At 64.4% G+C, this 12691-nt stretch carries 12 protein-coding genes; 7 read left to right on the top strand and 5 right to left on the bottom strand.

Annotation, left to right across the window (positions count from 1 at the left end; genetic code table 11):
• Positions 1-144: 144 nt before the first annotated feature.
• Positions 145-636, top strand: coding sequence for a DUF2127 domain-containing protein (locus tag AC1L6K_RS00410; protein WP_480950783.1), 492 nt, complete (start codon positions 145-147; stop codon positions 634-636).
• Positions 633-1547, top strand: coding sequence for a ketopantoate reductase family protein (locus AC1L6K_RS00405; protein ID WP_480950782.1), 915 nt, complete (start codon positions 633-635; stop codon positions 1545-1547). Before AC1L6K_RS00410 ends, AC1L6K_RS00405 begins: the two co-directional genes overlap by 4 nt.
• Positions 1548-1604: 57 nt before the next feature.
• On the opposite strand, the gene AC1L6K_RS00400 is transcribed toward AC1L6K_RS00405, so the two are convergent.
• The 3 genes from AC1L6K_RS00400 to AC1L6K_RS00390 form a co-directional block, all read right to left on the bottom strand.
• On the bottom strand, positions 1605-2801 hold the full coding sequence (locus AC1L6K_RS00400; RefSeq protein ID WP_480950781.1) for a hypothetical protein: 1197 nt from the start codon (positions 2799-2801) through the stop codon (positions 1605-1607).
• A 201-nt stretch (positions 2802-3002) separates the two neighbouring features.
• Entirely contained in the window at positions 3003-3929 is a 927-nt protein-coding gene (locus tag AC1L6K_RS00395; RefSeq protein ID WP_480952661.1) for an NADP-dependent oxidoreductase, read from the bottom strand.
• 159 nt (positions 3930-4088) lie between these two features.
• A complete protein-coding gene (locus tag AC1L6K_RS00390) occupies positions 4089-5270 on the bottom strand; it encodes an alpha/beta hydrolase (RefSeq protein WP_480950780.1) in 1182 nt (393 codons plus the stop codon).
• Positions 5271-5446: 176 nt separating this feature from the next.
• On the opposite strand from AC1L6K_RS00390, the gene AC1L6K_RS00385 reads away from it, so the two are divergent.
• A complete protein-coding gene (locus AC1L6K_RS00385) occupies positions 5447-6061 on the top strand; it encodes a hypothetical protein (RefSeq protein ID WP_480950779.1) in 615 nt (204 codons plus the stop codon).
• 77 nt (positions 6062-6138) lie between these two features.
• Complete coding sequence (locus AC1L6K_RS00380) at positions 6139-6960, top strand: MerR family transcriptional regulator (RefSeq protein ID WP_480950778.1); 822 nt, start codon at positions 6139-6141, stop codon at positions 6958-6960.
• A 117-nt stretch (positions 6961-7077) separates the two neighbouring features.
• Here AC1L6K_RS00380 and AC1L6K_RS00375 read toward each other — a convergent pair whose 3' ends face one another.
• Positions 7078-7980 (bottom strand): hypothetical protein, encoded by a 903-nt coding sequence (locus tag AC1L6K_RS00375; protein WP_480950777.1) that lies wholly within the window; start codon positions 7978-7980, stop codon positions 7078-7080.
• 213 nt (positions 7981-8193) lie between these two features.
• Between AC1L6K_RS00375 and AC1L6K_RS00370 the strand changes: the two genes are divergently transcribed.
• Positions 8194-8910 (top strand): queuosine precursor transporter, encoded by a 717-nt coding sequence (locus tag AC1L6K_RS00370; protein ID WP_480950776.1) that lies wholly within the window; start codon positions 8194-8196, stop codon positions 8908-8910.
• 140 nt (positions 8911-9050) lie between these two features.
• Here AC1L6K_RS00370 and tgt read toward each other — a convergent pair whose 3' ends face one another.
• Entirely contained in the window at positions 9051-10400 is a 1350-nt protein-coding gene (gene tgt / locus AC1L6K_RS00365) for a tRNA guanosine(34) transglycosylase Tgt (protein WP_480950775.1), read from the bottom strand.
• A 249-nt stretch (positions 10401-10649) separates the two neighbouring features.
• Between tgt and AC1L6K_RS00360 the strand changes: the two genes are divergently transcribed.
• Both AC1L6K_RS00360 and mctP read left to right on the top strand, forming a co-directional pair.
• Positions 10650-10964 (top strand): DUF3311 domain-containing protein, encoded by a 315-nt coding sequence (locus AC1L6K_RS00360; protein ID WP_480950774.1) that lies wholly within the window; start codon positions 10650-10652, stop codon positions 10962-10964.
• Positions 10961-12673: a monocarboxylate uptake permease MctP gene (mctP, locus tag AC1L6K_RS00355; RefSeq protein ID WP_480950773.1), complete on the top strand. Its 1713-nt coding sequence runs from the start codon at positions 10961-10963 to the stop codon at positions 12671-12673. Before AC1L6K_RS00360 ends, mctP begins: the two co-directional genes overlap by 4 nt.
• The last annotated feature ends 18 nt before the right edge of the window (positions 12674-12691 follow it).

Genomic DNA, 12691 nt, shown 5'->3' with positions numbered 1-12691 from the left:
CCGCCCGCGGGGGACCATGTACGCTCAAGCTTCCGCCGCCGCTGCCGCCGCGTCAACCAAAGGCCCCGGGCCGGGCTGCCAATAGTTCCCTGCCCCCTCGAAACTTTGGGTGTTACGCTCCACCTGGATGGCGCGGGAGGCACGATGAAAGCAGCACATGAGTCCGATTGGTGGGACAGGTTCTTCTACGTCGCGATCATCGTCAAGGGCCTTGACGGCGTCCTGGAACTGCTGGGCGGCACGCTTCTGCTTTTTGTCGCCCCGGACAAGATCAAGCAGCTGGCAGTGCTTATGACACAGCCGGAACTGACGGATGACCCCGACGACTTCATCGCCAATCACATCCTGCAGGGGACCGCCGGGCTGACCGGACATGTGGTGCTCTTTGGCGCAATCTACCTGTTGGCACACGGCATCGTGAAGGTCGTCCTGGTCACCGCCCTGCTGCGCCAAAAGCTGTGGGCCTACCCCTGGATGCTCGCGGTCCTTGTCATCTTCATCCTGTACCAGTTCTACCAACTGAGCCTGACGCCGTCGGCCGGCCTCGTGGCGCTGACGGTGTTCGATATCCTGATTGTGGTGCTCACCTGGCACGAATACCGCCGGCACCGCGGGCGAAGAAGAGGGGCAGCATGAAGATTCTCATCGTTGGAGCGGGGGCCACGGGCGGCTACTTTGGTGCCCGGCTGGCCGATGCCGGTCGGGATGTGACGTTCCTTGTCCGCGAGCAGCGCGCGGCGTTCCTGAAACAGCGCGGACTGCGGGTTGCCGGCCTCGAACGGGAACTGCGGATCAAGCCAAAAGTCCTCACGGCGGGGCAGCTGGGTGAGGTGTTCGACGTCGTGCTTGTCACCGTGAAGGCTGCCGGGATTAAAAGCGCGATCGCCGACCTTGCGCCGGCCGTTGGGCCCAACACGTTGATCCTGCCGTTCCTCAACGGCATGGCGCACATGGATGCGCTGGCCGAAGCATTTGGGGCCGACAAGGTGCTCGGTTCGGTGGTGCACCTGGTGGGCACGATCAACGGCGACGGTGACATTGCGATCTTGCAGCCGCTGGCCCGGTGGACCATCGGGGAGCAAAACGGGGGCACTTCGGCGAGGTTGGAGCGGCTCCTGGCCGAGGTGGCCGTGCCCGGAATTGACGTCGTCGCAGCGCCCAACGGGCTGGCGGCCATGTGGCACAAATGGGTCTTCATCACCGCGGCAGGCGTCATCACGTGCTTGCTGCGCGGGCCTGTGGGCGCCATCGAAGCCGTACCCGGTGGCGCAGCATTTGTTGCGGCGGTGTTGGCGGAGGTCAACGCGGTGTCGGCAGCGGCCGGATTCCCGGTGCCGGAGCAGGAAAACGCGAACTCGCTGGCCTTTCTCACGCAGCCCGGATCAAGCTTCACGTCGTCGCTGTACCGCGACGTCACCGCCGGGCTGCCGAACGAAGGCGAACACATAGTGGGCGACTTTGCCCGCCGTGCCGCCGCGCTCGGGGTGGCTGTGCCGCTGACCAACTTGGCGCTGATGCAGCTGCGCGTCCACGGGGAATCCCGCTAAACCGCTCCTCCACCCAAACGCTCCTGCAGCAATGGCGGGTTTTTGGGCAACGCTCCATCACTCAGACGCTGGCGCGGCCCCCGGACCCACTGCGTTGACCGGCAAGTCATCGCTGAGCATGTCATAGACGTCTGCCCGGTAGGCTGGCGGCACCTCGATGAAGTCACCGACGGTGACCAATCCTTCCTCGGCCCAATGCGCGATGTTTTGGGCAATCGCCAAAAGATCCGGGTGCACCGATTCGGGGTCGGCCAGGGCCTGGACCATCGGCTCCGATGCGGGCGGGGCAGCAGAAGCGCACTGGGTCAACCAATCCGACATTTCCAGCTGCCAGTACTCGTAGTCGCCTTCTTCGGAGCCTGCCAAGGTGACAGTGAAGATGAAGAGGCCGATCAGCTCCCGCATGGTCTCGATGATGTCGTCCTCGTCGGCCGAGGAATCAACCACCGGCTTCGTGACGTAAACGTGTGAATCGTTGATCGTGATCAGGCCCGCCACATCCAACATTTCCCAGTACAGGGAAAGCCGCGCGGCATCGTGATCTTCGGCAGTGGTGAAATTGGCGGCGTTGCCCAGCGTCCCCAAACCACTGTGGGTCAGTGTTGCCGCGCCTTCTTCAAAGGCTTGAAGCGTGCCGTGCCCGGTAACATCCTTGCCATCCCCAATCCAGTCGAGCAGCGCCATCGTGTTTTTCCACAACGGAGCGTTCAAGACCGTCTCCAGGATTTCCTCCTGCGTCAGTTCCGGGATGTGGACGTCGGCGAATTCGTAATCCTCCGGCGCCAGAAAGTCTTCGTCCGCGTCTGCCAGGTCAAAGTCCATGCCCGTCCGCTTGAGTTCAGCCTGGACCGCAGCGAGATCCTGAGCGGATCCCGTCCAGAGCTTTGCATGCGCCAGGTAGTCCACATAGTCCCGAACGCCGGCACGCAGGGTCAGCACGCCCAGCGGATTGGCATGGGCCGTGACCTCCATGACTTCCTGAACCGCTGCGGGAACCAGCGCCATGGGATCGGTCTGCGGTTCAATGATGCGGTACATGTCAAAGAAATCGTCAAGCACCAGCAAGCTCATATCGATGGATTTGTCCGGGCGGCCCTGCGATTCCAGCCACGCCACATAACCCGGTGACAACGACTCCATGGCCCGTTCCAGCCGCACCTCGGCAGAGGAGGCAGTTACTTTTCCGCGGGCGGCTGCATCGGCGGCGGCCTTGGCCGGATTGCCGAAACGGGACTTCTTGTTCTTCTGGGCCACAGGGTTCCTTGCGGTCAGCGGGTTGGGACCCCTTAACCGTAGCCGCACCCGCCCGGGGCCCGGGTGCAAAGTCCGACGGCGTTGCTCAGCACAGAACGTTGCCCACCGCAGGCGGTGGTGCCGACAGTGCCGCAAACGGCGATGGCGTTCGGCAACAGTGAACCATTGCCTCCATGCCAAGGCCGGATGCGGGAGCGGTTGTCAGTTGGTGAAGGGAGTGAGCACGATCTTGCCGCTGCCGTGGCCGGACATGCTCGACTCGAAGGCCCGGGCGGCTTCCTGCATCGGGAAGGTTTGGGCCACGTCAACGCTGAGCGTTCCGGCCTCGACCAGCGCGCTCAGCCGTTCCAGTTCGCGGGCGTCGGGACGGACCCAAATGTACCGGCCGCCGTGGTCAGTGACTGTCCCGTCGGCGATGGACGCCTGCCTGCCGCCGTCCTTGAGCAGGGCGAGGGTGTCCTCCAGGACGCCGCCGGCGAAATCGGCCACGGCATCCACGCCGTCGGGGGCCAGGGCCCGGACACGGTCCCGCAGTCCGGCCCCGTATTCAACGGGTTCGGCGCCAAGTTCACGCAGCCGGGCATGGTTTTTGGCTGATCCGGTGGCGATGACGCGTGCCCCCGCACTGGCCGCAAGCTGGATGGCCGTGCGGCCCACGCTTCCTGAGCCGTTGTGAATCAGCAAGGTTCGGCCGTCGAGGCTGCCCAGGGCGTCGACGGTGCGCTGGGCCGTCAAACCCGTCAGGGGCAGTGCCGCGGCCTGTTCCCAGGACAGGGAGCCGGGCTTGTTGGCAACGATTGCTGCAGGCAGGGAGACGAGCTCGGCAAAGGTGCCGCCCTGGACGGTGTCGCGGCGGCCATAAGAGTAGACCTCGTCGCCCACCGTGAAATCGGGTGTGTCAAGGCCGACGGCCTCGACGACACCGGCCACGTCCCAGCCGGGGATGACGGGGAAGTTCACATCCATCAAGCCGTCGAGGCCGCCCGACATAATCTTCCAGTCAACGGGGTTGACACCTGCCGCCTTCACCCGGATCAACACCGCGCCGGGTGAAACCTTCGGTGTTGGGTGCTGCGTTTGTGCCAGAACTTCGGTGCCGCCGTAGCGTGCATAGCTCATGGCCTTCATGGCTGAACTCATGGTGCCGGTCCTTTCGTTGTGCTTTCGGGCTTCACCACGTCCAACCGGCGGCGCCGGCCGAAGATTCCCGCACTTCCCCGCAGGAGTCGTCGCGGGTGATGCGCATGAACACCCATGCGCATCACTGGCGGCGAGCTGTGCGCACGGCTAAAGTTCCGTTGCCCGCGCCCGCGCCAGCGCTCGTTCCGCCCGTTCTTCCCAGCGCCGTTGTGCCGCGGCATCCAGCGCGGCCTCGGTCCAGCGGCCCATGCCGGCGTAGGCCTGCGCACGCACGGCGGGCGGGGACAGGAACACGTCGTGGAACGCCCCGGGAATCCTGTGCAGCGTCACCTTGGACCCCAGCTCAAGGGCCCGTTTGGCGACGGTGTCAACGTTCAGCACCACGTCGGCCGCCAGGGCGCTGGATGACCACTTCGGCTGCAGATAGCTCTTGTCCGACAGCATCACGAGCACCGGCATCTGCAGGCCCAGGCCGCGGGCCACCTGCGCCTGACCTTGAAACACGGCGTTTAAAAACGACGGCGTAACGGGAAACCCGCGGTCGGGACGCCAATCGGATTCGTACTCCCACTCGCCGTCGTACCGCTTGGAAACAGCCCGCGTGTAAAATCCCGGGTCGATGCCGGGCAGGGGCGCCATCGGCTTGAATCTTGTCCGCGCCTGGATCAGCGGGGCAACCATGGCCCTGCCCACCTCGCTGGCCTGGAACTCAAGCCAGGGACTGTTAAGCACGACGGCGGCCGCCGCACCCGGGTGCCGCGCGGCCCACAAACTCAGCGTCAGCCCGCCCGTCGAATGCCCCAACAGCACCAGCGGGCGCTCGCCGGCGGGTTCGTGATTTTCTTCCGGGCGTTCCCTGCCGGTGAGGGCGTCAAAGGCGGCACCGAGGCGGTGCCGGGCCTCTTCCAGGAAAGCCGACTCAAAGGACTGCTGGTCCGCGGCCAAATCGACGGCCGGTTGCGCCATCACCTCCTCGGCAGCCCCGCTGCGCCCCATGGCGGCAAGCGCGGCGGCGATGTCGTCGTCGTACTCGGTCAGGGAGGAAACCTTCCCCGGCACCAGGCCCGGACGCAGGCTCCGGCCGTAGTTGTGCAGGTCAAGCGCATAAAAGTTCGCCCCGGCCCGGTGCCAAAACTCGGCAAGATCCTGTTGGAAGAAATAATCCGACCAGCCGTGGACGTACAGGACGTCGGCGCCGGCCAGGGCTGAGGACGGCCACCGGGGCGCGTCTCCCGCGTACCGCACCAGTGTGGCAGGCGAGGTTGCCGGCAGGTCCAAGGTGAGCTGCTCGAAGTTCGGGCCGAGGACATCCTGCCGCCATGAGGTCATGGCTCGATGCTAGCGGCTGCCGCCGGCCTTAGGGCGCAAAACCCCTGCGGCAACCGGAATTCGTGGCTGGATGCTCCCGGCTGTGCCTATGCTTGGCTTGCGCACCCGTGCGGCCTGCTTCCGCGACCGCCAGGTGTCGCGCGGGAGTACCGGCACGCTGAGAAAAGGATGAGGACATGGCCATCTGGCAGGATGCATTTCACGACTGGGCCCGGGCCTGGGCTGCGTTGCACGACATGGATGCCGGCGTGGCCGGTGCCGTGGTCACGATGGGCGCCCAACGCGTCATGGTTTGGCCCGGCGGTGACGATGCTGCCGAGGCCGCACAAGCTGCCTCGGCAGGCGAGCTGGTTCTGGTGACAGCGGATCCAGCCGGGGCTGCGCAATTCGCGCAGTCACAGGGGCTGCGCCCCACCTCCCGGAACGTGCTGCTTTGCGCGGAGACCGAGAGCCTCGACCTCGTCCCGCACCTGCCCCCTGACGCCTACCTCGCGTCCGCCCCCATGGAGAACTATGACCTCGTTGAGGTGGCACTTTTTGACCGGCCGGTGGCCAACGGACGCCTGAGCCTGGGGGAGGAACTGGCGGTGGTTGCTGCCGTGGTCGTGGACGAGGGGCATGCGGAGCTGGTGCATGTGTTCGAGCAGGCAATGGTTGCGGGGCTGGGGGAAGAAGCGTTCACCCATGGCGCGGACACCCTGTACCTGATCGCCGGCGAAGAGCAGGCGGAACGCTTTGCCGCCGTGGAAGGCTGGACCAGGGTGGCGGAAATCCTCGGCTTCGCCAAATAACTTGCGGGCGCAGGCACGGCTTGGGGGAGGCGGGGCTGGACCCTGACACGGTGTGAGGCGGTAAACCTGAAGATGTCATGTTTCAAATAGGAGATTTCGCCAGGGCCGGCCGGGTGTCGGTGCGCATGTTGCACCATTACGACACCATCGGGCTGCTGCGTCCTGCCCGCGTTGATTCCACCGGGTACAGGCTCTATGAGGCCACGCAGCTGACGCGGCTGAACCGCATCGTGGCGCTGAAAAACCTTGGCTTCACCCTGGACACCGTGTCGCGGATCCTGGATGAGAACCTGGGCGCCGGGGAATTGCGTGGCATGCTGCGCTTGCGCCGCGGCGAGCTGGCTGACCAGCTTTCCGCCGACACGGCCCGGCTTGCAGCTGTCGAGGCGAGACTCCGCACCATTGAAAGTGAGGGCGTCATGCCTGAATATGAAGTCACCATCAAGTCCCTGCCCGCGGTTCGGCTCGCGGAACTCTCGGCCGAGGCGGAGAGTTTTGAGCCGTCGTCGATCAGCCCCGTCATCCAGCCGTTGTACGGGCAGCTGTACGCGTCGCTGCAGGCCGCCGGGATTGTGCCCACCGGTCCCGGCGTCACCTACTATGAAGCGCTCGACGGCGGCCGCGTCCGGGTGCATGCCGGCGCCCAGGTCCCGGCAACCGTCCGCGACGGGGCGTTCGACATTGTTGAACTGCCGTCGGTTGGGCAGGCTGCGACGCTCATCCACCGCGGCGTCATGGACAATGTCATGCCGTCGGTGCAGGAGCTCGCCCGCTGGATCGACGCCAACGGCTACACCTCAATCGGGCTGAATCGGGAGCTGTATCTCGACTACGGGATGAGTGCGGACCCCGGACAATGGGTCACCGAGTTGCAGGAGCCCGTCGTCGCCAAGCAGTGAGTGTTGGGCCCACGCCCGCAGGGTTGCCTGGCCGGGGCACGAGGCGAGGGTGCGGGTGTTGGGCCCACGCCCGCAGGGTTACCTGGCCGAGGCACGAGGCGAGGGTGCGGGTGGGGACTACGGCTGGGGTTCCATCATGACCCGCGTGTTTTCCTCGAAGGCCGCGGCCGTGTGTTCATCGAAGGCGGTGCAGTTGCGGCCCACGAGTGCTTCCACGGCGGCCTCGATGCGGGGTGTTTCAGCTGGCTGGCCAGCCTTGATCCGGCCCTTGGCATCCACCACCACGTAGCCCCATTCGTAGAGGGCGTCGCAGCCCAGGGCGCAGGTGAGCATGGCATTGTGCTCGAAGTCCATGCGCTCCTCGTCGTTGCTCCGGGTGCGGGGCTTGATGTGGCCGGCGATCAGCAACCGGGCAGGGTAGTGCTCCCCGCAGATGGCGCAGGGGGCTGTCATGCGCCCGCGCAGCAGGTTCTTGCGCAGGTGGGCCTGTTCGAGGCGGATGGTCGTCAGGGTATTTTCGTCGGGCTCGTCAGCACCCCAGGCGCTGCCGGGCAGGCCCCGCAGGCTTGTGGCCGAGGACTGCGGGGCGGTGACGCCGGCTTCCGCCAGGAGTTCCTGGCCTTCCTCGGCGGTCAGGGCGGAAATGTATCGTTGCTGCGGTTTGCCTGCGGCATTGAAGGGGCCCGGTTCGCCCACGGCGGTGATGTCGGCAGCACGTTCGCGGTGCAGCTGCAGGTTTTGTGCCAGCGGGTGGGTGCGCACCAGCCAGCCCTGTTCCGGTTCATCGACCTGTAGTTCGTAGCCTTCCGGGCATGGGCTGTCCTCCCAAGTTTCCGACACCACACTGACGGCCCTGACATACGGACCGAAGTAGTTGAACACCACATCGCCCTTGCTCATGTCTTTGATGAGCTCCCCGGATCCGTCAGCGGCGCTGTGGGGATCCTGGCAGCACCACAGCGTGCCGTCGTTGATGGCTGATTCGTAGTTGCGGCCGTGACTGACCCACCAATAATTCATTTGAGAAACTCCCAGCTTCACTTGCGTTGGTCTTGGCGCCAGTTTTCAGCCTAACGCTTCCACCGGCTGAGTGGGCAGAAGATCCCGGACATGGCAGAATGAGGGATGGTCCGGGTGCAGACGGGCCCAGTGATAATACAGCCGACCGGCCAGGCCTCCCCGCGGGGCTCCGGTATGAGCGAACCACTTAGCTAAAGAAATTTGAGACTCATCATGCCCCCGCTGCAAAGCAATGCTTCGGCAACCCCGCTTAAGAACAATGCCGCCACCTTTGCTGCTGTTGGCAGCCCTTACTTTGGGATCCTGCTGGCCGCCATGGCCGTCATCGTCATTCTCTCCAACATTGGAGCGTCCAAGGGCGTGCTCCTTGGCCCGATCGTGACCGATGGAGGGTTCTTCCTGTTCCCGTTCGCCTACATTCTGGGTGACGTGATCAGCGAGATTTACGGCTTCAAGGTGGCCCGCAAGGCGATTTTGACCACCTTCGCCCTCTCGGTGTTCGCGTCTTTGTGCTACTGGGTGATCATCGCCCTGCCCGGCTTTACCGATGATTACGGGGTGGTAAAACAACAAGCGATGGAAGATGCCCTGGGCCCGGTGCCGCAGATCGTGATGGCCAGCCTGTTTGGGTTCCTCGCCGGGCAAACCATCAATTCCTGGATCATGGTCCGGCTCAAGGCACGCCAGGGCGAGCGGAAGCTGTGGGCGCGGCTCATGGGTTCCAGCGGTGTCGGCGAATTCGTTGACACGCTGATCTTTTGTGCCATTGCCGCCCCGGTCATCGGGATCGTGGGCTTCCCGATGTTCGCCAACTATGTCGTGGTGGGCTTTGTCTACAAAACCGCTGTGGAGTTCCTGTTCATCCCCGTCACCACATGGGTGATCCGGTGGTTCAAGCGCAACGAACCGTCCTATGTGGCGGCTGGTTAGCCCGGAATTCCAGCGCGGGGGCAGTTGTTATATTTCGCCCCCGGCCGACCGGGGGCGAAATATAACAACTGCCCCCACAGCGGACGGAATCGTCCGCACATGGGGCGAATCGCAACAACAGTCCCCGGCGCCGGGGCGCATTACCGCTTGGGGTAGTAGCGGCGCAGGGTTTCGGCCTTGAAGTCGAAGAAGCTGCCGTCCTCGATGGCGAGGCGGGCGTCGTCGACCATTTTCACCACAAAGCGCTCGTTGTGGATGGACACCAGGGTGGAGGACACCATCTCCTTGGCCTTGAACAGGTGGTGGATGTAGGCGCGCGTGTAGTTTTCGCAGGTGTAGCAGTCGCACTCGTCGGAAAGCGGGCCGAAGTCGCGCTTGTACTTGGCGCCGGAGAGGTTGAAACGGCCGTCAGGGGTGTAGAACGCTGACGTGCGGGCAACCCGGGTGGGGGAGACGCAGTCGAAGGTGTCGGCGCCGTTCTCGATGGCCGTGAAGATGTCGTCGGGTTCGGAAATGCCGAGCAGGTGGCGCGGCTTGTCCTCCGGCAGTTCCTCGGAGCACCAGCGCACAATCGTGCCCAGGTTTTCCTTCTCCAACGCCCCGCCAATGCCATAGCCGTCAAAGTTCATTTCGCCCAGGTCGTGCGAAGCCTTGCGGCGCAGATCCTCATACTGGGCGCCCTGGATGACGCCAAACAACGCTTGGTAGGGCTTGCCGATGCGGTCCTCGGTGAGCTTGAAGTGCTCCGCGATGCAGCGCAGCGCCCAAAGCCTGGTGCGTTCGAGCGACATCTCCTGGTAGCCGCGCGAGTTCAGCAGCGTGGTCAGCTCGTCAAAGGCAAACATGATGTCGGCGCCGATCTGGTGCTGGACCTGCATCGACACCTCGGGGGTGAAGCGGTGCATGTCCCCGTTCAGGTGAGACTTGAACCAAACCCCGTCGTCGTCAATGTGCGCCAGGCGCTCCTTGCCGACGGCCACGGAATCGTCTGCCCCGGCATGCGGGGAGGCGGCTGCGGCGTCCATGTTGATGACCTTTTTGAAGCCTGAGCCCAGGCTCATGACCTGGAATCCGCCGCTGTCGGTGAACGTCGGGCCCTGCCAGTTCATGAACTTGCCGAGCCCGCCGGCGGCGTCAAGAATGTCGGCGCCGGGCTGCAGGTACAGGTGGTAGGCGTTGGAGAGCAGCGCCTGCGCGCCCAGCTCGTCCATGGATTCCGGCAGCACGGCCTTCACCGTTGCCTTGGTGCCCACGGCGATGAACGCCGGGGTCTTGATGGTCCCGTGCGGGGTGGTGATGACGCCCGTGCGGCCCTGGAATTTGCCGCCGTTGCGTGCGACGGCGGCTTCGTCCGGCGCGCAGGTGTCATTCAGGCGCGTGGTGACCGCAAAACCAAATTCACTTTGTGACGCCGGGGCGCCGGGGATGGAATGCGGTTCGCTGATGCGTCCTGGTGCGATGAGATCCGTGACGGTTTCTGGGGAGGGCATTGTTCCATTTTGCCAGTCTTTGCGAGCCGCCACGAACTCACCGCATGCTCACGACAGCCATGCGGGTCCTCTTGGAATCCCGCTGGTGGCACCCGGGCGGCGGCCGTAGGGCAGCGGGTGACCCCGACGGCGGCCGAGCGGGGGACGGCCAAAGCTTTTTTCCCAGATGCCTATCGGCCGATCCCCTGTTGTCCTTACCATGATCACATCAGGAAATTTCGAGGATTGCAGGGCCCAAAGGAGCCGCTCATGTCCGCCACGAATGTTACCCACGATTCCCCCACCCGGGGTCCGGCCCGGCCGTTGCCCTATGTGATTAGCGGAATCCTGCTGCTGGCGGCCATCGTCCTGCCGCTCGCCGTGCCCATGTACGCGCACGCCGACCCGCCACTTTTCGGGTTCCCGTTCTTCTTCTGGTACCAGATGCTCTGGGTGCCGATCTGCGCCATCCTGATCGGCATCTGCTACAAGCTGATGACGGCCGAGGACAGGCGCCGCCGGGCTGTCGCACAGGACCAGGCCGGCCGCAAGGGCAGGCACGACGCCGGAGGTGGGGCAAAGTGAGCACCGCACCTTTTGCGGTGGCCGGGTCCGTGGCCGTGGCTCCGGTGGCAGCCCGGGGCGTTGACGTGACGGCACTCGTCGTCGTCGTTGTTTTGTTTGTGCTGGTGGGTGTGCTGGGATTTTACGCCTCGCGCTGGCGCAAGGCGGGCCCCGACGGCCTGCATTCCTTGGACGAATGGGGCTTGGGCGGAAGGAACTTCGGCACCTGGATCACGTGGTTCCTGCTCGGTGGCGACTTGTACACGGCCTACACCTTTGTGGCTGTTCCGGCGGCCATGTGGGCTGCGGGGTCCGTGAGCGGCTTCTTCGCCGTGCCGTACACGATTGTCCTGTACCCCATCGTGTTCCTGTTGATGGCCCGGCTGTGGTCGGTGTCCAAGCGGCACAACTTTGTCACGACGGCTGACTTTGTGGGCGGGAGGTACGGCAGCAAACCGCTTGCGCTCGCCATTGCCTTGACCGGCATCGTGGCGACCATGCCGTACATCGCACTGCAGCTGGTGGGCATCAAGGCCGTGCTGACTGTCCTCGGCGTGGGCAGCGCCGACAATTGGTTCCTCAACGACCTGCCGTTGATTGTGGCGTTTGTGGTGCTGGCCGCCTACACCTACACCTCAGGCCTGCGCGCCCCGGCCATGATCGCCGTCGTGAAAGACGTGCTGATCTATCTGGCCGTGATTGTGGCCATCATTTACCTGCCGCAGAAATTTGGCGGCTGGGAGCACATCTTTGGTGCGGCCCAGGAAAAGATGAGCACAATCAACCCCGCCACCGGCAAGGTCCCGGGCCCGTTCATCCCGGGTGCCGACAGCTACGCCGCCTATGCCACCCTAGCGCTGGGCTCGGCCATGGCGTTGTTCATGTACCCGCATTCCATCACCGGGGTGCTGGCCACCAAGAGCCGAAACACCATCCGCAAAAATGCCGCCGTGCTGCCGCTGTACTCCCTGGTGCTGGGCTTTCTGGCACTTCTCGGATTCATGGCCATAGCCGCCGGAACCAATCCGGTGGAGCTGGACGGCAAGACCATCAACCCGCAATTGGTGGTCCCGCAGTTGTTCCTTGACAACTTCCCGTCGTGGTTTGCTGGCGTTGCGCTGGCCGCGATTGCTGTGGGCGCCCTCGTGCCTGCGGCCATCATGTCCATTGCTGCCGCCAACATGTTCACCCGCAACATTTACAAGGAGTACGTCAGGAAGGATGCCACGCCGCGGCAGGAGGCAAAGGTGTCCAAGGTGACCTCCCTGGTGGTGAAATTTGGTGCGCTGATCTTTGTCATTGGCATGGATGCATCGACCGCAATCAACATGCAGTTGCTGGGCGGCATCTGGATCCTGCAGACATTTCCGGCGATCGTGGCCGGGCTGTACACCCGCTGGCTCCACCGGTGGGCGCTGCTGGCGGGCTGGGCGGTGGGCATCATCTACGGCACCTGGGCCGCGTACAGCGTGGTCAACCCGGTGACGCACGCGCACTTTGGCGGTTCCATTGCGGCGATTCCGGGCACGGAGACCAAGGTGTACATCGCCATTACGGCGTTTGTGCTCAACGCGGTGGTGGCCGTGGTGCTCACACTGGTGTTTCGCGCGCTGAAGCTGCCGGACGGCAAGGACATCACCAAGGCCTCCGACTTTGGTGCCAACGAGGACGACCCCGAGGTCTCAACATTTGCCGCCAAGGCAGTGGACGGCACCGGGCCGGTAATTTAGCCCGCCCCGGGCCCCGCG

Source organism: Specibacter sp. BI4 (assembly GCF_056680095.1).
Note: the sequence above shows the minus strand (reverse complement) of the source record. Positions and strands in the feature narration are given on the sequence as shown.